This window comes from Streptomyces sp. CB02959, assembly GCF_002803155.1.
Classification (GTDB): domain Bacteria; phylum Actinomycetota; class Actinomycetes; order Streptomycetales; family Streptomycetaceae; genus Streptomyces.
This window is the reverse complement of the sequence record NZ_NNBP01000008.1, coordinates 13,932-39,094: the sequence shown is the minus strand read 5'-3', so window position 1 is coordinate 39,094 and position 25,163 is coordinate 13,932. Positions and strand designations below refer to the sequence as shown.

At 73.7% G+C, this 25,163-nt stretch carries 25 protein-coding genes and 1 tRNA gene; 7 read left to right on the top strand and 19 right to left on the bottom strand.

The genetic code is table 11. The annotated features are described in order from the left end of the window. Positions 1-114: 114 nt before the first annotated feature. The 5 genes from CG747_RS14960 to CG747_RS14940 form a co-directional block, all read right to left on the bottom strand. The gene (locus CG747_RS14960) at positions 115-1,761 is read right to left on the bottom strand and encodes an MFS transporter (protein ID WP_100602223.1); all 1,647 of its coding nucleotides are present in this window, start codon (positions 1,759-1,761) and stop codon (positions 115-117) included. Then, positions 1,758-2,309 carry a TetR/AcrR family transcriptional regulator gene (locus CG747_RS14955; RefSeq protein ID WP_100602222.1) on the bottom strand — a complete coding sequence of 184 codons (552 nt, stop codon included), beginning with the start codon at positions 2,307-2,309 and terminating at the stop codon, positions 1,758-1,760. The genes CG747_RS14960 and CG747_RS14955 overlap by 4 nt, the downstream gene beginning before the upstream one ends. A 173-nt stretch (positions 2,310-2,482) precedes the next feature. Beyond that, entirely contained in the window at positions 2,483-3,910 is a 1,428-nt protein-coding gene (argH, locus tag CG747_RS14950) for an argininosuccinate lyase (RefSeq protein ID WP_100602221.1), read from the bottom strand. Positions 3,911-4,025: 115 nt separating this feature from the next. Continuing rightward, entirely contained in the window at positions 4,026-5,222 is a 1,197-nt protein-coding gene (locus CG747_RS14945; RefSeq protein ID WP_100602220.1) for an argininosuccinate synthase, read from the bottom strand. A 176-nt stretch (positions 5,223-5,398) separates the two neighbouring features. Further along, entirely contained in the window at positions 5,399-5,800 is a 402-nt protein-coding gene (locus CG747_RS14940; RefSeq protein WP_100602219.1) for a DUF488 domain-containing protein, read from the bottom strand. A 142-nt stretch (positions 5,801-5,942) separates the two neighbouring features. Here CG747_RS14940 and CG747_RS14935 point away from each other — a divergent pair. Next, positions 5,943-6,016 (top strand) — tRNA-Pro (locus tag CG747_RS14935). Positions 6,017-6,472: 456 nt separating this feature from the next. Here the strand turns inward: CG747_RS14935 and CG747_RS14930 are convergent. From CG747_RS14930 to CG747_RS14895, 9 genes are all read right to left on the bottom strand, one after another. After that, a complete protein-coding gene (locus CG747_RS14930) occupies positions 6,473-7,015 on the bottom strand; it encodes an arginine repressor (RefSeq protein ID WP_100602218.1) in 543 nt (180 codons plus the stop codon). A gap of 19 nt (positions 7,016-7,034) precedes the next feature. Next, complete coding sequence (locus CG747_RS14925) at positions 7,035-8,285, bottom strand: acetylornithine transaminase (protein ID WP_100602217.1); 1,251 nt, start codon at positions 8,283-8,285, stop codon at positions 7,035-7,037. Further along, complete coding sequence (argB, locus tag CG747_RS14920; RefSeq protein WP_100602216.1) at positions 8,282-9,238, bottom strand: acetylglutamate kinase; 957 nt, start codon at positions 9,236-9,238, stop codon at positions 8,282-8,284. Before argB ends, CG747_RS14925 begins: the two co-directional genes overlap by 4 nt. Before the next feature lie 64 nt (positions 9,239-9,302). After that, positions 9,303-10,457, bottom strand: coding sequence for a bifunctional glutamate N-acetyltransferase/amino-acid acetyltransferase ArgJ (gene argJ, locus CG747_RS14915; protein ID WP_100602215.1), 1,155 nt, complete (start codon positions 10,455-10,457; stop codon positions 9,303-9,305). After that, the gene (locus CG747_RS48000; protein ID WP_180985547.1) at positions 10,454-10,606 is read right to left on the bottom strand and encodes a hypothetical protein; all 153 of its coding nucleotides are present in this window, start codon (positions 10,604-10,606) and stop codon (positions 10,454-10,456) included. Before CG747_RS48000 ends, argJ begins: the two co-directional genes overlap by 4 nt. Beyond that, a complete protein-coding gene (argC, locus tag CG747_RS14910; protein ID WP_100602214.1) occupies positions 10,603-11,631 on the bottom strand; it encodes an N-acetyl-gamma-glutamyl-phosphate reductase in 1,029 nt (342 codons plus the stop codon). Before argC ends, CG747_RS48000 begins: the two co-directional genes overlap by 4 nt. Before the next feature lie 123 nt (positions 11,632-11,754). Beyond that, a complete protein-coding gene (locus tag CG747_RS14905; RefSeq protein ID WP_100602213.1) occupies positions 11,755-12,792 on the bottom strand; it encodes a D-alanine--D-alanine ligase in 1,038 nt (345 codons plus the stop codon). A 222-nt stretch (positions 12,793-13,014) separates the two neighbouring features. Then, complete coding sequence (locus CG747_RS14900) at positions 13,015-14,592, bottom strand: N,N-dimethylformamidase beta subunit family domain-containing protein (protein WP_180985546.1); 1,578 nt, start codon at positions 14,590-14,592, stop codon at positions 13,015-13,017. Between the two features lie 255 nt (positions 14,593-14,847). Beyond that, a complete protein-coding gene (locus tag CG747_RS14895; protein ID WP_100602212.1) occupies positions 14,848-15,039 on the bottom strand; it encodes a DUF1059 domain-containing protein in 192 nt (63 codons plus the stop codon). Between the two features lie 132 nt (positions 15,040-15,171). Here CG747_RS14895 and CG747_RS14890 point away from each other — a divergent pair, with 132 nt between their 5' ends. Next, a complete protein-coding gene (locus CG747_RS14890) occupies positions 15,172-16,275 on the top strand; it encodes a class I SAM-dependent methyltransferase (RefSeq protein WP_100602211.1) in 1,104 nt (367 codons plus the stop codon). Between the two features lie 130 nt (positions 16,276-16,405). Continuing rightward, positions 16,406-17,179 carry a helix-turn-helix transcriptional regulator gene (locus CG747_RS14885; RefSeq protein WP_100602210.1) on the top strand — a complete coding sequence of 258 codons (774 nt, stop codon included), beginning with the start codon at positions 16,406-16,408 and terminating at the stop codon, positions 17,177-17,179. A 63-nt stretch (positions 17,180-17,242) separates the two neighbouring features. Here the strand turns inward: CG747_RS14885 and CG747_RS14880 are convergent, their stop codons facing one another. From CG747_RS14880 to CG747_RS14870, 3 genes are all read right to left on the bottom strand, one after another. Then, positions 17,243-18,340 carry a pyridoxal-phosphate dependent enzyme gene (locus tag CG747_RS14880; RefSeq protein ID WP_100602209.1) on the bottom strand — a complete coding sequence of 366 codons (1,098 nt, stop codon included), beginning with the start codon at positions 18,338-18,340 and terminating at the stop codon, positions 17,243-17,245. A gap of 16 nt (positions 18,341-18,356) precedes the next feature. After that, a complete protein-coding gene (locus CG747_RS14875) occupies positions 18,357-18,809 on the bottom strand; it encodes a GNAT family N-acetyltransferase (protein ID WP_100602208.1) in 453 nt (150 codons plus the stop codon). A gap of 68 nt (positions 18,810-18,877) precedes the next feature. Continuing rightward, complete coding sequence (locus tag CG747_RS14870; protein WP_100602207.1) at positions 18,878-20,344, bottom strand: PLP-dependent aminotransferase family protein; 1,467 nt, start codon at positions 20,342-20,344, stop codon at positions 18,878-18,880. Between CG747_RS14870 and CG747_RS14865 the strand changes: the two genes are divergently transcribed. Beyond that, positions 20,343-21,290 (top strand): DMT family transporter, encoded by a 948-nt coding sequence (locus CG747_RS14865; RefSeq protein ID WP_100602206.1) that lies wholly within the window; start codon positions 20,343-20,345, stop codon positions 21,288-21,290. The two genes, CG747_RS14870 and CG747_RS14865, sit on opposite strands and share 2 nt — an antisense overlap. Before the next feature lie 190 nt (positions 21,291-21,480). Then, positions 21,481-21,690 carry a DUF1918 domain-containing protein gene (locus tag CG747_RS14860; protein WP_100602205.1) on the top strand — a complete coding sequence of 70 codons (210 nt, stop codon included), beginning with the start codon at positions 21,481-21,483 and terminating at the stop codon, positions 21,688-21,690. Between the two features lie 50 nt (positions 21,691-21,740). Here CG747_RS14860 and CG747_RS14855 read toward each other — a convergent pair whose 3' ends face one another. Next, complete coding sequence (locus tag CG747_RS14855) at positions 21,741-22,964, bottom strand: glycoside hydrolase family 10 protein (RefSeq protein ID WP_100602204.1); 1,224 nt, start codon at positions 22,962-22,964, stop codon at positions 21,741-21,743. Between the two features lie 159 nt (positions 22,965-23,123). On the opposite strand from CG747_RS14855, the gene CG747_RS14850 reads away from it, so the two are divergent. Together CG747_RS14850 and CG747_RS14845 are read left to right on the top strand one after the other, a co-directional pair. Then, positions 23,124-23,993, top strand: coding sequence for a 3-hydroxybutyryl-CoA dehydrogenase (locus tag CG747_RS14850; protein ID WP_180985545.1), 870 nt, complete (start codon positions 23,124-23,126; stop codon positions 23,991-23,993). Positions 23,994-24,332: 339 nt separating this feature from the next. After that, on the top strand, positions 24,333-24,590 hold the full coding sequence (locus tag CG747_RS14845) for a hypothetical protein (protein ID WP_100602202.1): 258 nt from the start codon (positions 24,333-24,335) through the stop codon (positions 24,588-24,590). A gap of 12 nt (positions 24,591-24,602) precedes the next feature. On the opposite strand, the gene CG747_RS14840 is transcribed toward CG747_RS14845, so the two are convergent. Next, a complete protein-coding gene (locus CG747_RS14840; RefSeq protein ID WP_100602201.1) occupies positions 24,603-25,133 on the bottom strand; it encodes an NUDIX hydrolase in 531 nt (176 codons plus the stop codon). Positions 25,134-25,163: the final 30 nt, after the last annotated feature.

Here is a 25,163-nt window from a genome sequence, read left to right as displayed (position 1 = left end):
CTTACGGGTGCCCGGTCGGGGGTGGGGCGGGGACCGCTGGGCGGGTCGGGCGGGAGAGGGCTGCGCGGGTGGGGCGGGAGAGTGCCGGGCGGGAAGGGACTGCCGGTGGGCCGGTCACGGGCGTTCGGACGGGCCTCCGGCGCCGGAGCCGGCCACCGGTGCGGTCTCGGCGTCCGCCGTGGGCTCCGGGGTGGCCGTGCTGTCCCCCAGCCGCTGGCCGTGGAGCAGGAACCAGGCGGCCACCGCGGCGCCCAGCAGCAGCACCGCGCCGATCCCGGCGGCGGTGTCCACGCCGCTGACGAAGGAGTCCTGAGCGGCCTTCAGCAGGGCGGCGCTCTGGTCGGCGGGGAGGTGCGCGGCGGCGTCCACGGCGCCGCCGAGCGAGGAGCGGGCGGCGTCGGCGACGTGTTCGGGCACGCCCGCGGGGGTGATGAAGCCCTGGTAGATGCTGGTCACGATGGAGCCCAGCAGGGCGATGCCGAGCGCGGCACCCAGTTCGTACGCGGTCTCCGAGACCGCGGAGGCGGCGCCGGCCTCCTCCTTGGGCACGCTGGAGAGGATGACGTCGGCGGTGACCGTGAAGGCGAAGCCGGCGCCGACGCCCACGACGAAGAGGATGCTGCACAGCGCGAAGGTGCCGGTGTCGCCGTGCAGGGTCATGCAGCCGGCGAGTGCGAGGCCGACCACCGCCAGCCCGCCGCCCACCACCAGGCGCACCGACAGCCGCCGGGCGACCCAGCCCGCCGCCAGACCGGCACCCACCGCGCCGATCGCGGCCGGGAGTTCGATCAGGCCGGCGTTGAACGGCGAGCGCATCTGCACCATCTGGAGGAACTGGGAGAGGAAGAAGACCAGTCCGGACAGGCCGAGGATGGTCAGCAGGTTGGCCAGGACCGCGCCGGTGAAGCCCCGGTGGTGGAAGAGCTTCATGTCCAGCAGCGGCGAGTCGAGGGTGAGCTGGCGGCGGACGAACAGCAGCAGGGCGAGCAGGCCGAGCACGGCGGACGGCCCGATGTCCCACCGGAGGCCGTGCACCGCCGCCTCCTTGATGGCGTAGACGACGCCGATGATGCCCACGAGGGACAGCAGGACGCTGGGGATGTCCCACGGGCCCGGGTCGGGGTTGCGGGACTCCGGGATCACCTTGGCGCCGACGACGACCAGCAGCGCCATCACCGGAAGGTTGATCAGGAAGACCGAGCCCCACCAGAAGTGGCCCAGCAGGAACCCGCCGAGGACCGGTCCGACCGCCGTACCGGCCGAGGCCATCGCGCCCCAGATGCCGACCGCCAGGCTGCGTTCCTTCGGGTCGTGGAAGAGGTTGCGGATCAGGGCGAGGGTGGCGGGCATCAGCGTCGCACCGGCCACGCCCTGGAGGGCCCGGGCGACGATCATCATCGACGGGCTGGTGGCGTAGGCGGCGAGCACCGACAGCGCGCCGAACGCCATCGAGCCGATCAGCAGCAGCTTCTTCCGGCCGACCCGGTCGCCGAGGCTGCCCATGGAGACCAGCAGACCGGCGATGACGAACGAGTAGATGTCACCGATCCACAGCAACTGGGTGCCGGACGGCCGCAGATCCTCACTGAGGAAGGGGGTGGCGAGGCCAAGCACGGTGGCGTCGACGCCGACCAGCAGGACCGCCAGGACCAGGACCGAGAGTGCGAGCCAGCGGCCCGGCCGGGGCTGCTCGTCCGCATGGGCCGAACCGGCCCGTCCCGAGGCCGAACCAGCCCGCCCTGCGGCTATGGGATCGCTCATTTCTCCATGCTCCGTCGGATGCCGCCGAGCAGCAGCTCGGCGATCGAGTGGTTGAGGTCGTTCCGGGCCACGCGGCCTTCGTGCACCGCCCAGGCGCCGGCGCCGAGGAGGCCGTAGAACGCTTCGGTCAGCCAGGCCGTACCGAGGTCGACCCGGAAGTCGCCCTCCTCCTGGCCGCGGCGGAACAGCGCGGCGAGCCGGGCGTCGAGCCGGGCCCAGCCGGCGTTGACCGGCCCGCTCTCGAAGAGCTGGTTCTCGGTGAAGAGGAAGCCCAGCACGCCGGCGACCGGTTCGGCCTCGCGGATCAGGCGGCGCAGCGCCCCGGCGGCGTCCCCCTCGTCGAGCCGGGCGACGTCCATCGCCCGCGCGAATTCCGCTATGCCGTGCTCCTCCAGGGCGCGGATCAGCGCGTCGCGGCCCGCGAAGTGGCGGTGCAGGGTCGCCCGGCTGATGCCCGCGGCGCGGGCGATCTCGTCCATCGAGGTCGTCGCGCGGCGGCTGAGCAGCGCGGCGGCTTCGGTGAGTACGCGTTCTCGATCCACGGCCATGAGACGAAGAGTATCCGAATGAGACACTGATGTCTCACTGAAATTTTCCGGGCCGCACCTGCCGCCGCCCACCGGAGCCCCGGCGCCGGGCACCGCCACAACGCGCGGCGGCCCCCACCCGATCGGGTGGGGGCCGCCTCACCGGCCGGCGCGCGGCGCCGGCCGTACTCCCGTCACTTCTTGGCCGCAGCCCACTCCTGCTGCCCCACCAGGTCCGCCCGCACCTCGGCGAGCTGCACCGCCACCGCCGACGGCGCGGTGCCGCCGCGGCCGTTGCGCGCCGCGAGCGCGCCGGGGACGTTGAGGACACCCCGGACCTCGGGCGTCAGGTGCGGCGAGATCTTGGCGAACTGCTCGTCGGTGAGCTGGTCCAGCTCGATGCCCTGCGCCTCGCACTCCTTGACGCACTCACCGGCCACCTCGTGCGCCACCCGGAACGGCACGCCCTGCTTGACCAGCCACTCCGCGATGTCGGTGGCGAGCGAGAAACCGGCCGGCGCCAGCTCCTCCATCCGCCCGCGGTTGACGGTCAGGGTGGCCATCATCCCGGTGAACGCCGGGAGCAGCACCTCCAGTTGGTCGCAGGAGTCGAAGACCGGCTCCTTGTCCTCCTGGAGGTCCCGGTTGTACGCGAGCGGCAGCGCCTTCAGCGTCGCCAGCAGCCCCGTCAGGTTGCCGATCAGACGCCCCGACTTGCCCCGCGCCAGCTCCGCGATGTCCGGGTTCTTCTTCTGCGGCATGATCGACGAGCCCGTGGAGAAGGCGTCGTGCAGGGTCACGAAGGAGAACTCCTTGGTGTTCCAGATGATCACCTCCTCCGCGATCCGGGAGAGGTTGACCCCGATCATCGCGGTGATGAAGGCGAACTCCGCGACGAAGTCCCGCGCGGCCGTGCCGTCGATGGAGTTGCCCACCGAACCGCGCTCGAAGCCGAGGTCGGCGGCGACCGCCTCCGGGTCGAGGCCGAGGCTGCTGCCGGCCAGCGCACCCGAGCCGTACGGCGAGACCGCGGTCCGCTCGTCCCACTGGCGCAGCCGCTCCGCGTCCCGGGTCAGCGCCTGGACGTGGGCGAGCACATGGTGGGCGAAGAGCACCGGCTGGGCGTGCTGGAGGTGGGTGCGGCCGGGCATCGCGACGTCCGAGTGCGCCTCAGCGAGGCCGATCAGCGCCTCCTGGAGGTCGGCGAGCAGCCCGCCGATGATCCGGGCGTGGTCGCGCAGGTACATCCGGAAGAGCGTGGCGACCTGGTCGTTGCGGGACCGGCCGGCGCGCAGCTTGCCGCCGAGGTCCGGGCCGAGCCGCTCCAGCAGCCCGCGCTCCAGGGCGGTGTGCACGTCCTCGTCGGCGATGGTGCCGGTGAACGAGCCGTCGGCGACGTCGCGTTCGAGCCGGTCCAGCCCCTCGATCATGCGGGCCAGTTCGTCGGCGGTGAGCAGGTCGGCCTTGTGGAGCACGCGGGCGTGCGCGCGGGAGCCGGCGATGTCGTAGGGGGCCAGCCGCCAGTCGAAGTGGACGGAGGCGGAGAGTTTGGCGAGCGCCTCGGCCGGCCCGTCGGCGAAGCGGCCGCCCCAGAGCCGGACGTCGCCGTTGTTGCTGCTCACTAGCTGTGCTCCTCGTGGATGGTGGGTTCGCGGCGAGCGCCGGACGGACTGACGGTCAGCCCGCTCGACGCTCGAACGGCGGGCGGGTCGGACCCGTGCGCCGGGTCCCGGAAGGTCAGCCTGTCAGGTCACGCCGTGCGGCGATCTTGCTCGACATGCCGAAGAGTTCGATGAAGCCCTTGGAGAGCGACTGGTCGAACGTGTCGCCGGTGTCGTAGGTGGCGAGGCCGAAGTCGTAGAGCGACTGCTCGGACCGCCGGCCGGTGACCACGGCGCGGCCGCCGTGCAGGGTCATCCGGATGTCGCCGGAGACGTTCTGGTTGGCCTCGTCGAGGAAACCGTCCAGGGCCCGCTTGAGCGGCGAGAACCACAGGCCGTCGTAGACCAGCTCGCCCCAGCGCTGCTCGACCTGTCGCTTGTAGCGGGCCAGTTCGCGCTCGACGGTGACGTTCTCCAGCTCCTGGTGCGCGGTGATCAGCGCGATCGCACCCGGTGCCTCGTACACCTCACGGGACTTGATGCCGACCAGCCGGTCCTCGACCAGGTCGATCCGGCCGACGCCCTGGGCACCGGCCCGCGCGTTGAGCTGCTGGAGGGCCTGGAGGACGGTGACCGGCCGGCCGTCGAGGGCGACCGGCGCCCCCTCCTTGAAGGTGATGACGACCTCGTCGGCCGCACGGGCGGCGGCCGGGTCCTCGGTGTACGCGTACACGTCCTTGGTCGGCGCGTTCCAGATGTCCTCCAGGAACCCGGTCTCCACGGCCCGCCCGAAGACGTTCTGGTCGATGGAGTACGGCGACTTCCTGGTGGTGGCGATCGGCAGGCCGGCCTTCTCCGCGAAGGCGATCGCCTTGTCCCGGGTCATCGCGTAGTCGCGGACCGGCGCGATGCACGTGAGGTCGGGGGCGAGGGAGGCGATACCGGCCTCGAACCGGACCTGGTCGTTGCCCTTGCCGGTGCAGCCGTGCGCGACCGTGGTCGCGCCGTGCTTCCGGGCGGCGGCGACCAGGTGCTCGACGATGGCCGGCCGGGACAGCGCGGAGACCAGCGGGTAGCGGTCCATGTAGAGGGCGTTGGCCTTGATCGCCGGGAGGCAGTACCGGTCGGCGAATTCCTCCTTGGCGTCGGCGACCTCGGCCTCCACGGCGCCACAGGCCAGTGCACGCCGGCGGATGGCCTCCAGGTCTTCGCCGCCCTGGCCGACGTCCACCGCCACGGCGACGACCTCGGCGCCCGTCTCCTCGGCGATCCAGCCGATGCAGACGGAGGTGTCCAAACCGCCCGAGTAGGCGAGTACGACGCGCTCAGTCACGGGCTTCTCCTCACGGTCGCGCATGCACTGATAGGCATAAGTATGCACTCGACCGTATGTTTCGTCAACGAACTCGGAAAACCGCAGGTCGGCAGCGCCCCTTCGATGCGATGCCACCGGGACATCGATGCGGCAACGGCGTTGCGCGGAGCCCGGAGCGCCGCGTTCCGCCCCCGTCAGCCCTCCCCGAGCACCTCCCGCAGCACCGCCGCATGACTGAGCGGCACCGCCTTCGTCGACGTCAGCAGCGTCAGCGGACCACCCGCCGCCAGCTCCCGCAGGTGCGCCAGCGCCTCCCCCGCCGCCCCCTCGGCCAGCTCGGCCCGGTAGCGCTCGGCGAACTCCCCGAACCGCTCCTCTTCGTGCCCGTACCACGTGCGCAGCTCCGACGACGGCGCCACGTCCTTGCACCACTCGACGCCGGCGATCCGCTCGTCCCCCTTCGCCATCCCCCGGGGCCACAGCCGGTCCACCAGGACCCGCACCCCGTCCACCGGCTCCGGCGGGTCGTACACCCGGCGGACCTCGACCTCGTGCGACGCCTTCGATTTCTTTGGTTTGGGTGACTTTGCGGGCATATAGCCATCGAATCACGGCTGCCGCGCGCCCGCCCGGAGGCCCGGGAACGCCTTCAAGGGGCCCCGCTTTGGATTCATCGGCCAGGACAGGGTATTTTTCTGTCTGCACGCCCCGACCGGGACTCCCGGTCGGAACGAGCACCGGGACGTGGCGCAGCTTGGTAGCGCACTTGACTGGGGGTCAAGGGGTCGCAGGTTCAAATCCTGTCGTCCCGACGGTGCAGTAAGGGCTTCGGCCCAGCTCAGAGGCCCTGTCTTCATCACTGGAGACAGGGCCTCCGTCGTACCCGCCCTTCATCGTGTCACCGCTTGTCACAGACACCTGTGGATCACGCTCCGCCCAGAAGCTCCCCGAGCTTGTTGAATGAACGAGCGGACCTCTGACTCATCCCACGGACGACGGTCTGCCCGCTCACGCCGGCTGCTCTGTCTTGGGGGATCACCTGAGCGCCGCTCCCGTGGCGCATGCCGGGAGACCGCGGGTAGCTCCACTACGGAGACGCGGAGCGCCTCAACGGGGTTCACATCCTGTCGTCCCGACGGTGCAGAACACAGGCCGAAGGCCGTCTTCGCAGGGATGCGAAGACGGCCTTCGGTCGTTGTGTACGGCGGCGGGCGGGACCGACGCGGCACCGCCCGGCGGGCGGGCCCCGGCCACCGGCCCCGTCGGCCCTACCGCGCCCCTTCCGCCAGTTGGAGGAGGTGGTCGGCGAGCTGCTGGCCGCCCGTCGGCTCGCGGCTGATCAGGAGCAGGGTGTCGTCGCCGGCGATGGTGCCGAGGATGTCGTGCAGCTCCGCCTGGTCGATGGCGGAGGCCAGGAACTGGGCGGCACCCGGCGGGGTGCGCAGGACAACGAGGTTGGCGGAAGCCTCGGCGGAGATGAGGAGTTCACCGGAGAGGCGGCGCATCCGCTCCTCCTTGGCGGACTCCCCCAGCGGTGCCCGCGGCTTGCGGTCGCCGCCCTCGCTCGGTACCGCGTAGATCAGCTCGCCGCCGGTGTTGCGGATCTTGACCGCGCCCAGTTCGTCCAGGTCGCGGGAGAGCGTCGCCTGGGTGACGGAGAGCCCGTCGTCGGCGAGCAGCTTGGCGAGCTGACTCTGGGAGCGGACCGGCTGCCGGTTGAGGATGTCCACGATCCGGCGGTGGCGGGCGGTGCGGGTCTGCGGTACGGCCGGGCCGCTGTTCTGCGACTCGTTGCCCTGCGGCTCGGTCATCGTTGCGTCAGTCTCCGGATCATCGTTCCCCGTTGGCCGGTTGTCCGGCCGTCTTGAGGACGCCGGGGAGCTTCTGGAGGAAGGTCTCCACCTGCTCGTCGGAGACGATCAGCGGCGGGGCGAGCCGGATGACGTCCGGCGCGACCGCGTTGACCAGAAGTCCCGCGTCCTGGGCCGCCTGTTGCACCTGCGGCGCGAGGGGCCCTGTCAAGACGATACCGAGGAGCAGGCCGGCACCGCGGACCTGGCCGACCAGCGGGTGCCCCAGGGCCTCGATACCGGAGCGCAGCCGCTCGCCGACCCGCTTGACGTGGTCGAGGAGGCCGTCCGCCTCGATGGTGTCCAGCACGGCGAGGGCGCCGGCGCAGACCACCGGGTTGCCGCTGAACGTCGAACCGTGCGAGCCGGGGGTGAGCAGCTCGGCGGCCGGCCCGAAGGCGAGGGTGGCGCCGATCGGGAGACCGCCGCCGAGGCCCTTGGCGAGGGTGATGACGTCCGCTTCGACGCCCTGGGCCAGGGACTCCAGCCAGTGCCCGGTGCGGCCGATGCCGGTCTGGATCTCGTCGAGGACCAGCAGGGTGCCGGTGGCGGTGGTGATCTCGCGGACCGCCTTGAGGTAGCCGGGCGGCGGGACGACCACGCCGTTCTCGCCCTGGAGGGGCTCCAGGATGACGAAGGCGGTGTCGGTGGTGACGGCGGCCCGCAGGGCCTCCACATCGCCGTACGGGACGTGGTCCACGTCGCCGGGCAGCGGGCGGAACGGGCCCTGTTTGGCGGGCTGGCCGGTGAGGGCCAAGGCGCCCATGGTGCGGCCGTGGAAGCCGCCGGCGGTGGAGACCATGTGGGTGCGGCCGGTCAGTCGGCCGATCTTGAAGGCGGCCTCGTTGGCCTCGGCGCCGGAGTTGGAGAAGTAGACCCGGCCGGGCCGTCCGGCGAGCGCCAGCAGCCGCTCGGCGAGGGCCACGGTGGGCTCGCTGACGAAGAGGTTCGACACGTGGCCGAGAGTGGCGATCTGGTCGGTGACCGCGCGGACCACCGCGGGGTGGGCGTGGCCGAGCGCATTGACCGCGATCCCGCCGAGGAAGTCGAGGTAGGCGTTGCCGTCGGCGTCCCACACGGTGGCGCCCTCGCCCCGGACGAGCGGGACGCGGGGCGTGCCGAAGTTCTCCATCATGGCGCCCTGCCAGCGCCGGGTCAGTGCCTCGTTGCCGACCGGGCCGTGGCCGGTCTCCGGGCCCCGGGTGGCCGGGGTCCCTGCCGTCTCGCTCATGCCGCCCCCTCCGCGGTGTGGTGTGCGGTGCTGTTGCCCTGCGGTTCGGTGGCCGGTCCGGGGTCCGGGACCACCATCGTGCCGATGCCTTCGTCGGTGAAGATCTCCAGCAGGATCGAGTGCTGGACCCGGCCGTCGATCACGCGGGCGTTGCGCACCCCGTTGCGCACTGCGTGCAGGCAGCCCTGCATCTTCGGGACCATGCCGCTGGCCAGGTCGGGCAGCAGCTTCTCCAGCTGGCTCGCGGTGAGCCGGGAGATCACCTCGTCGCTGTGCGGCCAGTCCTCGTAGAGGCCCTCGACGTCGGTGAGCACCATCAGCGTCTCCGCGCCGAGTGCCGCCGCCAGGGCGGCGGCGGCGGTGTCGGCGTTGACGTTGAAGACGCCGGCGGTGTCGCCGTCGTCGCTGCTGCGGGCGATGGACGAGATGACCGGGATCCGGCCGTCGTCCAGCATCGCCTGGACCGCCCCGGCGTCGATCGCGGTGATCTCGCCGACCCGGCCGATGTCGACCTGCTCGCCGTCGACGTCCGCGTAGTGCTTGGTGGCGGACATCAGCCGGGCGTCCTCGCCGGTCATGCCGACGGCGAGCGGGCCGTGCTCGTTGAGCAGGCCGACCAGCTCGCGCTGGACCTGGCCGGCCAGCACCATCCGGACGACGTTCATCGCCTCGGGCGAGGTGACCCGCAGTCCGCCCTTGAACTCCGACTCCAGGCCGAGGAGTTCGAGCTGGGCGCTGATCTGCGGGCCGCCGCCGTGGACCACGACCGGGCGCAGTCCGGCGTGCCGCAGGAAGACCACGTCCTGGGCGAAGGCCCGCTTGAGCTCGTCGTCCACCATCGCGTTGCCGCCGAACTTGATCACCACGGTCTTGCCGTGGTGCCGGGTCAGCCAGGGCAGCGCCTCGATGAGCGTGCGGGCTTTGGGGAGCGCGTTGTGCTTGCGGGTGGTCATGCGGCGGCCTCGTTCCGCTCCGTGGGGTGTCCGTGCGATGTGCGCCGGTGCGCGGCGGGTCCGGTCATGAGGAGTACGCGCTGTTCTCGTGGACGTAGTCGGCGGTGAGGTCGTTGGCCCAGATGACCGCGGACTCCGTGCCGGCGGAGAGGTCGGCGGTGATCCGCACCTCGCGGTAGCGCATGTCCACCAGCTCCCGGTCCTCGCCCACCGAGCCGTTCCTGCAGACCCAGACGTCGTTGATCGCGACGTTGAGCCGGTCCGGGTCGAAGGTGGCGGAGGTGGTGCCGATGGCGGAGAGCACCCGGCCCCAGTTGGGGTCCTCGCCGTGGATGGCGCACTTGAGCAGGTTGTTGCGGGCGATGGAACGGCCGACCTCGACCGCGTCGTCCTCGGTGGCGGCGCCCACGACCTCGATGCGGATGTCCTTGCTGGCGCCCTCGGCGTCGCCGATCAGCTGCCGGGCCAGGTCGGCGCAGACCTCCCGGACCGCCTCGGCGAAGGCGTCCGGGGCCGGGGCGATGCCGGAGGCGCCGGAGGCCAGCAGCAGCACCGTGTCGTTGGTGGACATGCAGCCGTCGGAGTCGACCCGGTCGAAGGTGGTGCGGGTGGCGGCGCGCAGCGCGGTGTCCAGCTGCTCGGCCGGCACGTCGGCGTCGGTGGTCAGCACGACGAGCATGGTGGCCAGGCCGGGCGCGAGCATGCCGGCGCCCTTGGCCATCCCGCCGACCGTCCAGCCTTCCCGGGTGACCTGGGCGGTCTTGTGGACGCTGTCGGTGGTCTTGATGGCGATCGCGGCCTTCTCGCCGCCGTGGGCGGTGAGTTCGGCGGCGGCCTTCTCGACCCCGGGCAGCAGCCGGTCCATGGGGAGCCGTACGCCGATCAGTCCGGTGGAGGCCACCGCGACCTCCGCGGCGCTGTGCCCCGCCAGCACCTCGGCGACCTTCTCCGCGGTCGCGTGGGTGTCCTGGAAGCCGAGCGGGCCCGTACAGGCGTTGGCGCCGCCGGAGTTGAGGATCACCGCGGAGACCCGGCCGCCCTTGAGGACCTGCTCGGACCAGACGACCGGCGCGGCCTTGACGCGGTTCGAGGTGAACACGCCGGCGGCGGCCAGCCGCGGCCCGCTGTTGACCACCAGGGCGAGGTCGGGGTTCCCGTTCTCCTTGATCCCCGCGGCGACGCCCGCCGCGAGAAAGCCCTGCGCTGCCGTCACACTCACTGCTTCTCCTTGTTCGCCCCGCCGCAGTGGCGGCTCGTGTCGACGTCGCCCGCGCGGCGCGGCGGTGCGGCGTTCTCCCCCGGTGCCTTGCGGGCCTGGGAGGTTTCCCCGTGCGTCTGCGGCCCGACGGCTGCGCGTACGACGCTCACGGCGCGACTCCGGTCGTGGAAAGTCCCAGCTCCTCGGGGAGGCCGAGGGCGATGTTCATGCTCTGGACCGCGCCGCCCGCGGTGCCCTTGGTGAGGTTGTCGATGGCGCTGATCGCGATGATCCGGCCGGCCGCCGGGTCGAGGGCCACCTGGATCTGCGCGGCGTTGGAGCCGTACACGGTGCCGGTGGCGGGCCACTGCCCCTCGGGCAGCAGCCGGACGAACGGCTCGCCGGCCAGCGCCTTCTCGTAGGCGGCGCGGACCGTCCCGGCGTCGACGCCGGGCCGGGCCTTGGCCGAGCAGGTGGCGAGGATGCCGCGGGGCATCGGCGCCAGGGTCGGGGTGAAGGACACCGCGACCCGCTCGCCGGCCGCCGCGCTGAGGTTCTGGATCATCTCCGGGGTGTGCCGGTGCCCGCCGCCCACGCCGTACGGGCTCATCGAGCCCATCACCTCGGAGCCGAGCAGGTGCGGTTTGAGGGCCTTGCCCGCGCCGGAGGTGCCGGACGCCGCGACGATCACGGCCTCCGGTTCGGCCAGGCCGGCCGCGTAGGCCGGGAAGAGCGCGAGCGAGACGGCGGTGGGGTAGCAGCCGGGGACCGCGACGCGCTTGGCCCCCGCCAGCGCCGCGCGGCCGCCGGGCAGCTCCGGGAGGCCGTACGGCCAGGTGCCGGCGTGGGCCGAACCGTAGAACGCCTCCCAGTCGGCGGCGTCCTTCAGCCGGAAGTCCGCGCCGCAGTCCACGACCAGGACGTCGGGGCCGAGCTCTTCGGCGACCGCCGCGGACTGGCCGTGCGGCAGCGCGAGGAACACCACGTCGTGGCCGGCCAGCGCCTCGGGCGTGGTCGGCGCCAGCTCCCGATCGGCCAGCGGGCCCAGATGCGGTTGGAGCGCGCCCAGGCGCTGCCCCGCGTTGGAGTGGCCGGTGACCGCCCCGATCTCGACCTCCGGGTGCCCCAGGAGCAGGCGCAGGAGCTCACCCCCCGCGTATCCGCTCGCACCGGCGACTGCTGCTCGTACCGTCATGCCCCTGGACCCTCCTTATCGATGGCATGACTATACGGACTGCGGCAGTTTTATGCAATGGGTCCGGCGGTTTTGCGTATGCCCCGGCGTGCGACCACACCCGCGGTGCCGGCGCGGCCGCGCTCAGCGCGTCGCGAGGTCCACCAGGCGCTGGATCAGGTCGGGGTAGGTCCAGCCGGCCCCGGCCGCCGCACGCGGTACCAGGCTCCCCGCCGTCAGGCCCGGGAGCGCGTTCGTCTCCAGGCACTTCGGCTCACCGCCCGGGTCGCAGCGGAAGTCGGTGCGCGAGTACGCGGCGCCGCCGAACCCCAGGGCCTGGTGCGCGCGGCGGGCCAGCTCCTGCATCCGGCGGGCGAAGTCGGCCGGGATCCGCGCCGGACACACTTCGGCGACCGCCCCGGGCTGGTACTTGGCCTGGTAGTCGAACACCGGCGTCGTCAGCTCGATCTCGACCACGGGCAGCACCTGGTCGCCGACCACGGCCACGGTGAACTCCCGCCCCGGCAGGAACGGCTCCACCAGCATCTCCACCCCACCGGAGCGCACCTCGGCCGCCACCCGCTCCAACTGCGGGAGCGAGTCGACCCGGTGGACCGACACGCTCGAACCGTCCGCGACCGGCTTGGCCACCACCGGCCCGGCCGCCAGCAGCCGCCGCACGCCCTCCGGCACCTCATCCGCCCCGGGCCGCCACAGCGCCCGCTCGGCCACCGGCACACCGGCCGCGCCGAGCACGGCCTGCGCCCGCCCCTTGTGCCACGCCGCCGCGCAGGCCGCGCTGCCCGCACCGGTGAAGCGCACGCCCGCCATCTCCAGCAGCGCCTGCACATGCCCGTCCTCGCCCCAGCCGCCGTGCAGCGCGACGAACACCGACTCCGCGCCACGCAGCAGCTCCAGGACCGGCCCCCCGGTCAGGGCGGCATGCATCCGCGACCGCAACCGGTCCCGGCCCGACGGGGACGGCGGCTCCTTCCCGACCGCGATCCCGTCGACCGCGTCACCGGGGCGCAGCGGCCCGGCCAGGACCGGCACCGCGGCGGCCGGGTCGACCAGCACCACGTCGTGCCCCCGCTCCAGCAGGGCCCGGGCCACCGACGAGCCCGAGGCCAGGGAGACGTCTCGTTCCGAGCTCTCGCCACCGCACAAGATCACGACACGCATAACGGGCTTCCGATCAGTTGGACGTGCTGGTTCTGTCAGTCATGTCGGCCGTGCGAGTCCCGTCATCCCTGTTGGCCCTGTCGACCCTGCGGCATGCCGTTTCGCCACTGTTTCCGATCACGGTGAGGCAGCGTAGCGACCGTAGTTGGATTTTCCAAGCATGTGCTTTGAAAAACAAAGTCGTGGTGTCAGGTGGCGCCGCCGCGCCCGATGGTGCCCGGCTCAGGCCCCGTACACCCGGTCCGTGTTGCGTTCCGGTGCCGGGCGGAGCCGGGCCGCCGGGCCCTCGGCGAAGGCGCGCAGCAGGTTCTCCGTGGTGCGGGTGACGAAGGCGCCGGTGCGGCGGTCCAGGCCGTGGTCGCGGCCGTTGTCCCGGCTGCCCGCCATGAGGGCCTCGACCCAGCGCATGGTGCCGGTGGCGAAGACCCCGGCACCGCCCGGGACGGTGTAGTAGGCGGAGTCGGCGTGACTGGCGCGGCCCCCGCAGACCAACGGGGAGTGCGCGACGATCTCCAGGTCGGCGGGGGTGGGGGTGCCGGGCGTGACCCGGTCGTACTCCACGCCGACCAGGTGCGCGAAGGCGTCGCCGGCCCGGACGCCGGTGCCCTCGAAGAGCCAGTGGTCGGCGCCGTGGACGACATAGGGCGCGTCCGTCGGATAGCCCTCGTAGAAGACGCCGGTCAGCGTCGACTCCGGGTCGGCGGCGGGTGGCTCGCGGAAGTCGTGGGTGGGCGGCTCGTCGTGGGCGGCGAACCGGGGGTCGTCGCGGTAGGCGGTCTTGTAGCAGGTCACGGTGCGCAGCGGGCCGCCCGGCCCGGCGTCCAGGCGGACCCGGCGGAAGCAGGCGTTGGCACCGAGGAAGGCGATGTTGGTGCCGGTGTCGCGGGCCCGGGTGACGTGGTCGCGCTGCTGCGGCGTCCAGTATTCGTCGTGGCCGAGGGAGAGCACGGCGGTGGCGCCGCGCAGTGCGGACGGGTCGCGGTGGACGTCCACCGAGGTGGTGTAGGCCAGCGGCAGGCCGAGGCGTTCCGCCAGCACCACCAGGGCGCGCTCGTAGACCAGGAACTTCTCGGCGCCGGTGGCGTCGTAGGGGCGGTCGAAGCTGACGGCGAGCGAGCGGGTGGCGTACGAGCCGTCCCGGCCCCGGTAGAGGCTGTGGCCGCCCCAGGCGTTGTACGCCTGCCAGGTCGTCACCGCGTGCATCAGGACCGTGCGGGCCGCCGCGCCGGCCGAGCGGACGACCAGCGGGACGTACCGCTGGTGGCCGTGGTCCGCGTCGAGGCGCAGCAGGTAGGCGCCCGGCGGCCAGCCGTCGGTGCGGACGGTGGCGGTGCGCGGCCAGCCGGCTTCCACCGTGCGGGTCCCCGCCACCCACCGCGGGGCGGGGCCGCGCCGCCCGGCGAGCCGGTCCGAGCGCCACACCAGCCGGGCCTGGGCGCCGCCGTACCAGCCGACCCGGTAGGCGGAGACGCGGAAACCGGGCGCGGTGGTGGAGACGTGCAGGCCGAACTCCTCGCCGGGCAGCACGCTCACCCGGTCCGGGTAGCCCTCGATCGCGTCCGGCGGGCCGGTGGCGCGCAGCCGCCAGTCCGGGCTGCCGGGGCGGGTGCGCTCGGCGTCGAGCGGGTCCGTGGGCGGCCGGCCGTGGGCGGTGCCGCCCGGGGAGCCGCAGCCGGTCAGGCCGGTGGCGAGCGCCGCGATCCCGGTGGCGGTGCCGAGGAAGTGCCGGCGGTCCAGACCGGCGCGCGCCCGGTCCGCGGTGTGCCGATCCCCCGTGCCGTGCGCCGCGCCGTCCGCCATCGGCCCGCTCCCGTCCGTGCGTTCCCGGTCGTCCCGGCGGCCGTGTCCGCGGCCGTACCGTCCGGTGGCCGTACCGCGGCGCGGCGGCCCGGGACGCGCCCGGTCGGTGCACCGTCCCAGGACGATCCTGCGCCGGGTGGCGCGACCGGACGACCTCAGCGGGCCCGAACGCGGGTACCGGGGCCCGCCCCGGACACGGAGGACCCGGCCGCCGCAGAGGGACGGCCGGGCTCGGTCCACCGCTCCGGCGGCGGCTCACGCGGGCTGCGGCATCTCGTTCCTGAGGGACTTGCGGAGTTGTTCGCGCAGTTCGGGGCTGTCCGTGTGGCCGTGCACGGCGATCGCGTGCGCGGTGGCGGCGCGGAGCACTTCCTCCTCCTCGCCGATGAGGACGAGGGTGCAGTTCGTCTCACTGGGGTGGTCCCGGCAGTCGATCATCTTGCGCATCACCCACCACCTCCTCACCTCCAGTGTCGGCCGCCCGTACCCGCCCGGCCCCGCGTATACGGGGAACCGCGTATGGCGCACAGGCCGCCGGAGCTGGTGCAGTGGAGGGAGTGAGGCGAGGAGGTGACGGCCATGGCGGTTTCCGCCCCGGCCGCACCGGGCGCCGCCGGGAACGGCGGGACCACCCGGGAGGACCGGGTGGGCGCGTTCCTGGAACGGGTGATCACCGACGGCGGGGCCGCGGTCGCGGGCCTGTGCACCTCCCTCGGCGACCGGCTCGGGCTGTACCGGGCGATGGACGGCGCCGGCCCGCTGACCTCCGCGCAGCTCGCCGCCCGCACCGGGCTGGTCGAGCGGTACGTCCGGGAGTGGCTGGCGGCCCAGGTGGCCGGCGAGTACGTGACGTACGCGCCGGACCGCGACACCTACCAGCTGCCGGACGAGCACGCCGCGGTCCTCGCCGACCCCGGGCTCCCCAGCTACGCGGCCGGTTTCTTCACCATGCTGCAGGCGCTGTACGCCACCGAGAACAGCCTGATGGAGGCGTTCCGCACCGGCGAGGGCATCGGCTGGGAGGACCACGGAGCGGCGCTGTTCGAGGGCACCGCGAAGTTCTTCCGCCCCGGCTACACGGCGGCCCTGGTGCCGGAGTGGCTGGCCGCGCTGGACGGCGTGGTGGAGAAACTGGAGCGCGGCGGCACGGTGGCGGACGTCGGATGCGGCTACGGGTACTCGACGGCGCTGATGGCGCGGGCGTTCCCCAACTCCCGCTTCACCGGCTACGACTTCCACCGCCCGTCCGTCGAGACGGCCCGCGGGATCGCGGCCGAGCAGGGCGTGGCCGACCGGGTGTCCTTCGAGGTGGCGGCCGCCGACGACTTCCCCGGCAAGGGCTTCGACCTGATCACATACTTCGACTGCCTGCACGACATCGGCGACCCGGGCGCCGCGCTCCGGCACGCCGCGCACGCGCTGGCCGAGGGCGGCACCTGCATGATCGTGGAGCCGAACGCCTCAGCGCGCGCCGAGGAGAACGCCAACCCGGTCGGCCGGGTGCTGACCGCCGCCTCGGTGGCCGTCTGCCTGCCCTCCGCGCTGGCCCAACACGGTCCGCAGGCCCTGGGGAACCACGCGGGAGAACGGGCCCTGCGGGAACTCGCCGACGCGGCCGGGCTGCACCACTGGCGACTGGCGGCCCAGAGCCCGGTCAACCGCGTCTATGCCGTCGGGCGCTGACGCGCCCGACGCCCCCGGCCGGTCTTCCCCCGGCCGGCCGGGTGGCCCCGCTCCGGGCGGCTCCCCACAACGCCGGGGAGCCGTCCCGAGCGGCCTTGACCTGTGCCGGAGGGCTCGGCACGCTGGACGTATGAGCGCGGCCGCGGAGGCCGGCCTGCGGCGCATCCTCTCCGTCGTGGACCTCCTCATCGACGCCGTGGACGAGGACACCCTGGTTCCGGCGCTGCTCCCCCTGCTGCTCGGCGCGCTGCCCGGCGACAGCATCATCTGGTCGCCCCGCCCGGACCCGGTCCATCCGCTCCGCACCCTCCCGGACGACCTGCTGAGCCAGGACGTGCTGGACGCGTTCGACCGGGGGTGGTGGTGCGACTCCTTCGTCCGGCACACCCGGATCGGCAGCGGCACCCCGCTGCGCCGCTCGGCCCTGCAGACCCCGGGCGAGTTCCACGCGCTGCCCGTCTACGCCGACGTCTACCGGCCGTTCGGCGCCGAGCGGCAGTTGGCGATGTCCTTCCCCGCCGGGTACGCCGCGGGAGCGCCGCGGCGGGTCTCGGTGGTGGTCAGCCGCGACCGCAGCGGCAGCGACTTCAGCGACGCCGACGTGGCCGCCGCCCATCTGCTGCGCACCCGCCTCAGCCGGGTCCTGGGCCGCCTGGCCCCACCGGCCCCGGCACCGGCCCGGGACCTGGTCACCCGCCGCGAATCGGCCGTACTGGGCCTGCTCGCCGACGGCCTGACGAACCAGCAGATCGCGCACCGGCTGGAGATCAGCCCGCGGACCGTCGACAAGCACCTGGAGCACGCCTACGCCAAGCTGAAGGTGGCCGGCCGGGTCGCGGCGGCCAACGCCTGGCTGATGCGGGAGGCGGGACCGCCGCCCCCCGGGCCGGACCACGCGGCGTGACCCGCCGGAGCGCCTCAGGGCCGTCCCGCGGCCCCGGGGCTCGCTCCACCGGGCGGACACGCCCTAGTCCGCCGGCCGCGGCCAGGCCCATTCCCCGGTCCGCGCGAACCGCTCCAGCAGCGCCTCGTACGGCGCCGGGTCGAGCCCCTTGGCGGCCAGCCAACCGGGGTCGAGATGGGTGGTGCGGTAAGGCTCCGCGCCGTCCCCGGCGACCAGGACCAGACCTCCCCGGGCGCCCTCGGACCGCAGTCGCGCGGCGAGGTGGCAGGCCGCCCACAGGGCGGTGCCGGTGGCCGGGCCGCAGGCGAGGCCGGCGGTCGTGTGCAGCCAGCGCATCGCGGCGACGGAGGCGGCGTCCGGGACCGGGACGACCAGGTCGATCAGGTCGGCCCGGAAGCCGGGTTCGGTGCGCGGGCGGCCGATGCCGGGGATCCGGGACGGCATCCCGGTCGCGTAGTCGGCGCAGCCGCTCGCCCACGCCGGGAAGTAGGCGGAGTTCTCCGGGTCGGCGACCGCCAGCCGGGTCGGCAGGCGGTGGCTGCGCAGGTGGTGGCCGAGGGACGCGGCGGTGGCGCCGGTTCCGGCACCGGCCACCAGCCACTCCGGTACCGGATGGCGGGCGCCCCGCAGCCCGGCCAGGATCTCCTCGGCAAGGCCCGGCAGCGGGCCCGGCCCGTCCGGTGGCCCGGCGGCCGCGGCGAAGTGGTCGAGGAGGTGGCCGCCGGTGCGCTCCGCCAGTGCCCGGGCCTCCTCCAGTACGGCCGCCGGCGGCAGTTCGCCGATCCGGCAGCGGCCGTCGTACCGCTCGATCCGGGCCCGCACGGCGGCCGGTGCGGTCCGCGGCAGGACGGCGGTGAACGGCAGGCCCACCAGGCGCGCGAAGTACGCCCCGGCCACCGCCGCGGCGCCGCCGCTGCCCATCACCACCGGCGTCCCCCCGGCCAGCGCGCCGTTCTCGACGGCGGCGCGGAACTGCTCCCGCAGCAGGCGGTGCTTGATGCTGCCGGTGGGGTGCGCGGACTCGTCCTTGACGTGGAGTTCGAGCTCCGGGAGGGCGGGCAGGCGCAGGGGCCGCAGCGGGGTGGGCGCGGCGTCGGCGGCCAGCCTGCCCAGCGCCCGGGCCGCCCAGGCGCCGGGCGGCGGTACGGGATCCCCGGTCACGAGGGGGCTCCCGGCGTCACGGGGCGGCCGGGCCCGGGTCGAGCAGCCCCAGCGTCATCCACTGGTCGGGGGCCGTCAGCGGCCGGAAGCCGATCTTCGCGTAGACGCCGTGCGCGTCCTTGGTGGCGAGGGTGATCCGGGCCAGCCCGTGCGGGGACAGGTGGTCGGCGACCGCCTCGACCAGGGCGGTGCCCAGTCCCTTGCCGCGGTCGTCGCGGGAGACGTAGACGTCGCAGAGCCAGGCGAAGGTGACGTAGTCGGTGACGATCCGCGCGTAGGCGGCCTGGCGCCCCGAACCGGCTTCGTACAGGCCGAAGTTGAGCGAGCCTGCGATGGCCCGGTCGTGGTGCTCGCGGGAGCGGCCGAGGGCCCAGTAGGAGTCGGTGGCCAGCCAGTGGTGGACCAGGTCGGAGTCGAGGCGGTCCGGGTCGGTGGAGATCTCGTAGCCGTCGAGGGCGCGGGCAGTCATGCCGGGAGACTGGCAGAAGGGGCGGGCCCGCGTCGAACGGGTTCCCGAACCCGGCCCTTCCACCTGGTTCACGCCACGGGGACGTCCAGTTCGTCGCAGGCGGCCCTGAGTCGGTGGATGCCCTCGGCCAACTCGCCGGCGCCGGCCGCCGAGGCGAAGCTCAGCCGGAAGTGGGCGGCCGGCGGCTCGGCGGGGAAATAGGGGCGGCCGGGCGCCACCGCGACGCCGGCCCGCAGCGCGGCGCCGGTCAGCGCCGCCTCGTCGGTGCCGCCCGGCAGCCGCAGCCAGAGGTGGTAGCCGCCGGGCGCCGTACGCTCCCCGGGGCCCCCGGTGCCCAACGCCGGCAGCTCGCGCTGCAGGGCGGTCCGCAGGGCCTGCCGGCGCACCTGCAACTCCCCTGCTATCAGCCGCAGATGACGGCTCCAGGCGGGCGATCCGACGAGTTCCAGCGCGGCTTCCTGGAGCGGACCGGGCACGAAGAAGCTGTCGACGACCTGGATGGCGCGCAGCCGGTCGAGCACCGGGCCGCGGGCCGCCAGGGCGCCCACCCGCAGACTCGGCGAGGTCGCCTTGGTCAGCGAACGGACGTGGACCACGGTGCCGTCCGGATCGTCGGCGATCAGGGTCGGCGGCAGCGGGGGCGCGTCGGCGTGGCCCAGCAGCCGGGCGAAGTCGTCCTCGACCACGAAGGCGCCGGCCGCGCGGGCCACCCGCAGCACCTCCCGGCGGCGCTCGGCGGCCAGCACCGTGCCGGACGGGTTCTGGAACAGCGGCTGGCAGATGAACAGCCGGGCGCCGCTGGCCCGGAAGGCGTCGGCGAGCAGATCGGTGCGGACGCCGTCGGCGTCCACCGGGACCGGGACCGGGCGGAGCCCTGAGGCGCGGGCGACGGCCAGCATGCCGGGGTAGGTCGGCGACTCGACGAGGACCGGCGCGCCGGGCGCGGCGAGGGCGCGCACCGCCGCGGTCAGGGCGCTCTGGCCGCCCGCGGTGATCAGGACGTCGCTGGCGGCGAGCGGGCCGCCGGGGCCGCCGATCTCCCGGGCGAACCAGGCCCGCAGCTCCGGCACCCCGCCCACCGGCGGGCGGCTCCAGGCGCCGGGCCGCCGGCCGGCCCGCGCCAGCGCGGCGGCCAGGGCGCGTTCCGGCTGGAGGGTGGCGTGCAGATAGCCGCCGTTGAGCTCGATGACGCCGGGCGCGGGGGTGGCGAGTGTGGCCAGGACTCCGGAGGCGTCCACGCTGCGCGGCACCTGGTCACCGGCCGGTTCGGCGCTCAGCGCGATCTCCTGCCAGGAGGTGTCGGCCCGGCGCGGCGTCGCACGGCCGGGCTCGGCCCGGAACGCCCCGGCGCCGGGGCGGGTGACGACCAGCCCTTCGGCGACCAGCTCGGCTAGCGCCCGGGAGACCGTCACCGGGCTGACCCGGTGCCGCTCGACCAAGGTGCGACTCGACGGCAGCTTCTCACCTGGAGAGTAGCGCTCCAGCTCCTCTCGGAGGATCGCGGCCAGCTCGGCACCACTGCTACGCTCATGCATGAGAGCCAACGATAGCGCTATCGCCCCCTCACCGATAGCGGTCACCACCCCGGCCCCGGCCCCCGCCGCGGCGCACCCGCCGGCCCACGCGTCCGGCTCCGGCGCCCTCCTCGCCGCCCTCGGTGTCGCCACCTTCTCCCTGACGTTCCCGGCGACCGCCTGGGCGCTGGAGGGCATGGGCCCCTGGACGGTGGTGATGCTGCGCAGCGTGCTGGCCGCCGCGCTGGCCGGTTCGTGTCTGGCGGCCTGCCGGGTCCGGGTGCCCGAACGCCGCCACTGGGCCGGTATCGCGGTGGTCGCGGGCGGGGTCGTCCTGGGCTTCCCGCTGCTGACCACCCTCGCGCTGCAGACCTCGACCACCTCGCACGCCGCCGTGGTCATCGGCCTGCTGCCGCTGGCCACCGCCGCCTTCTCGGCAGTGCGCACCGGGGCCCGGCCGTCCCGTACGTTCTGGGGCGCCGCGCTGGTCGGCGCCGCCGCCGTCATCGGCTTCGCGGTGCAGCAGAGCGGCGGCACGCCGGGCACCGGCGACCTGTTCCTCTTCGCGGCGCTGCTGGTGTGCGCGGCGGGCTACGCCGAGGGCGGCCGGCTGGCCCGCCACATGCCGGGGTGGCAGGTGATCGGCTGGGCGCTGGTGCTGGCGCTGCCGGTGACCGTGCCGGGCGCGGTGTGGGCGCTGGCCGCCGAGCCGCTGCACCTGACGGGTCACGCGGTGGCCGGGCTGCTGTGGCTGGCGGCCGGCTCGACGTTCCTCGGGATGGTGGTCTGGTACCGCGGGATGGCCGCCATCGGCGTCACCCGGGCCAGTCAACTCCAGCTCGCCCAGCCGCTGCTGACCCTGATCTGGTCGGTGGTGCTGCTCGGCGAGCGGCTGCCGCCGGCCGCGCCCGTGACGGCGTTGGCGGTGCTGGGGTGCATCGTGGTCACCCAGCGGGCGCGGAGCTGACGGCCGCGGGCCGGGCGGGGCGCGGCCGGCTCACCGGGTGCGCTCCGGCCCTGCGGACATAAACTGGCGGCGATGGCAGGAGTGCCGTCCGGGCCGTTCCCGGGCCCGCAATCCGTTGGCCGTTCCACCGCCCGGTCGTCGTGCGCGTCGGCCGCCCGGTAGGCGGCCGCCCGAGGCGGGAGGAGCCCAGATGCACGCGAGCAAGGGCGACCGGCTGCTGGTGCACGGCAGAACGGTCGGTCACGGCGACCACATGGTCGAGATCGTGGAAGTGCTGGGGATCAACGGCGAGCCGCCCTACCGCGTCCGCGCCGAGGACGGCCACGAGACGATCATGTGGCCCGGCCCGGACTGCGTCGTCCAGCACCCCAGGTCCAAGGAACCGCACACCATCCGCTGACGGACCCGCGGCGGTGGCGGGCCCCCGCCACCGCCGCGCTCGTGCGACCGTCACACCCCGGCCGCGGCGCCCCCGTAGTGGTCCTTGACGACCCGGGCCAGCGCGCCCAGCGGATCCCGCACCACGTCCTTGGCCGAGAAGAAGACGTGCCCGCCGACCTGCGGGTACCGCCGGGCGAAGGTGACGTGGCGGGAGAGTTCGGCCGGGTCCCGCCAGGCTTCGGGCTGCCCGGTCCGGCCCGCCTTGTAGAGGGCCTCGCCGATGTAGAGGTCCACCCGGGTGCCCGCCACGGTCCGGGCCCACCACGGCACCAGTTCCGCGTAGTCGGCGGCGGCGAAGCCCAGCGGCCAGTACACCTGCGGCACGATGTAGTCGAGCCAGCCCTCCCGCACCCAGCGGCGGGTGTCGGCGTAGAGGTCGTCGTAGGTCTGCACCCCGGCCTCGGTCCGCGAGCCGTGCGGATCGGTCGCGGCGTTGCGCCAGACCGCGAACGGGCTGACGCCGAACCGCACCCGCCGGCCCGTCCCGGCGATCCGCTCCCGCATCTCCCGGATCAGCAGGTCGATGTTGTCCCGCCGCCAGTCGCCGCGGTCGGCGAAGCCCGCGCCGTACGCCTCGTAGGCCGCGTCGTCGTGGAACGCCTGGCCGGCGACCGGGTACGGGTAGAAGTAGTCGTCGAAGTGCACCCCGTCGACGGGGTAGCGGTGCACCGCGTCCAGCATCGCGTCCTGGACGAAGCGGCGGACCTCGGGCAGCCCCGGGTTGTAGTAGAGCTTGCCGCCGTACGGGAGGACCCACCCCGGATGCCGGCGGGCCGGGTGGGTGGGCGCCAGCCGGCCGGGGTCGGCGTGGTTGGCCACCCGGTACGGGTTGAACCAGGCGTGCAGCTCCAGGCCGCGCCGGTGGGCCTCGCGGACCGCGAAGCCCAGCGGGTCCCAGCCCGGATCGCGGCCCTGTACGCCGGTCAGGTACTGCGCCCAGGGCTCGTACGGCGACGGCCACAGCGCGTCGGCCGTCGGCCGCACCTGGAAGAACACCGTGTTCAGCCGCCGCTCGACCGCCCGGTCGAGGAGCGCGACCAGTTCCCGCTGCTGGGCGGCGCGGTCCGGGCCGGGCCGGGACGGCCAGTCCACGTTCGCCACCGTCGCCAGCCACATCCCGCGCAGCTCGCGTCCGGCCGGGGCGCCCCGGCCCTCCGCGGCACCCGCACCCAGCAGACAGGAGGCGGCACCCAGTGCCGCCGCGCCGAACCCGCGGCGTGTGATCCCTCGCATGAAAAGCCCCCATCTTGTCCGTTTCGTCCCATGTAGCAGCCTCAGAATGCCCGCCCCGGCGCCGTCCTCCCAGCACCTCGCGGAGTAACGTCGGGGGCGAGGCGGGCGTCGGACCCTTACGGCGTACCGCCAGTCCTGAAGATCAGCGAAAGGCACGAGGTGACGGACTCATTCGCCGACATTGCACGCGTCGGAGTGGTCGGCTGCGGCCAGATGGGCGCTGGCATCGCCGAGGTGTGCGCCCGCGCCGGGCTGGACGTCAAGGTTGCGGAGACCACCGGCGAGGCATTGGAGCTGGGGCGCACCCGCCTGACCAACTCCCTCGGCAAGGCCGCCGAACGCGGCAAGATCACCGTGGCCGAGCGCGATGCGACGCTCGGCCGGCTCAGCTTCACCACCGACCTCGGTGAGTTCGCCGACCGCGACCTCGTCATCGAGGCCGTGGTGGAGAACGAGCAGGTCAAGACGGAGATCTTCCAGGTGCTCGACCAGGTGGTGGTGCGCCCGGACGCGATCCTGGCCTCCAACACCTCGTCCATCCCCCTGGTGAAGCTGGCGGTCGCGACCTCCCGGCCCGACCACGTCATCGGCATCCACTTCTTCAACCCGGCACCGGTGCAGAAGCTCGTCGAGCTGATCCCCGCCCTGACCACCGGCGAGGAGACCCTCAAGCGCGCCGAGTCGCTGGTCGAGAACGTGCTCGGCAAGCACGCCATCCGCGCCCAGGACCGCTCGGGCTTCGTGGTGAACGCCCTGCTCATCCCGTACCTGCTCTCCGCGATCCGGATGTTCGAGTCCGGCATGGCCAGCCGCGAGGACATCGACAACGGCATGGAGCTGGGCTGCGCCCACCCGATGGGCCCGCTCAAGCTCTCCGACCTGATCGGCCTGGACACCGTCGCCTCGGTCGCGGCCTCCATGTACGAGGAGTACAAGGAGCCGCTGTACGCCGCTCCCCCACTGCTCCAGCGGATGGTGGACGCGGGGCGGCTGGGGCGGAAGTCCGGGTCGGGGTTCTACTCGTACTGAGGGCGCCGCTCCGCCGGGGCGGAACGGGGGCCGTCCGCCCGCCGCTCGGGGGATGGTTCGGCGGGCGGATCCGGCCGGCGGGCGCCCGACCGCCGGCTTCGGCCCCCGTATCCAAGAGTCAACTCCCTTTGGGCCGTTGATGACAGTGTGTGAATGCGCCATCTCGGTGCGCCCGCTTCACACCCCGTGCGAAACGCTCACGCCGCGTCACTTCGCACGGGGTGTGAACCGCTGACCCGTATCTCCCCGTCGCACACGCTCCCGCCTTCCTTCCCAGCGCAGTTGACTGGTGCGGGTAACCACCCGACCGCCACCAGGAGAAGGAAAGAGGAGCGGAACGTGACCGCCCACCAGGACACCGATCCGATCGCCGCCGACTTAGCCGAGCTCAGACGCCTACTCGACGTACGCACCGCCACCGTCGACGGCCAGCTCAGGCTGCAGGCTCAGCGCTGCGAGCAGACCACGCGTGACGCGGACGAACTCCAGGCCCGCGTCACACGGTTGGAGAGCCGCCGCTGGCCGCTCCCCTCACTCGCCGCGCTCACGGCGCTCGCGGCGCTGGCGGCCGCCCTGTGGCAGGCGTCCGGGCGCTGACGCCGGCCGACTTCAGCCGAGCCGGATGTGGTGGAGCATCAGCAGCGCCGCGGCCATGTTCGCGGCCGGCACCTCCCCCCTCAGCACCATGTCGGGCACCAGCTTGAGGTCGACCCACTCCCGCCGGTCCGACTCGAAGTCGTCCTCCGGGGCGCCGAGGTACTCGGCACGGTCGGACCAGTAGATGTGGTGCCGCGCGTCGGTGAGGCCGTTGGACGGCTCCACCGTGAGGAGGTGGTGCAGGGGCCCGGGTCGCCACCCGGTCTCCTCCACCATCTCCCGCGCGGCCGCGGCGGCCGGATCCTCCCCGTCCTCCACGACGCCGGCGGCCAGCTCCCAGCCCCAGCTGTCGGTGATGAACCGGTGCCGCCACAGCAGCAGCACCTCATTGGCCTCGTTGACCGCGGTGGCCACTGCGACCGGCCGCATCCGGATCAGGAAGTGATCCAGGTGACGGCCGTCGGGGAGGGCCACATCGGCCAGGTTGACCCGGAACCAGGGATTCGCGTAGACCGGCTTTTCGCTGAGATTGTTCCAACGCACGTAACTGCCACCTTCCGCTTGAGGGCCGGC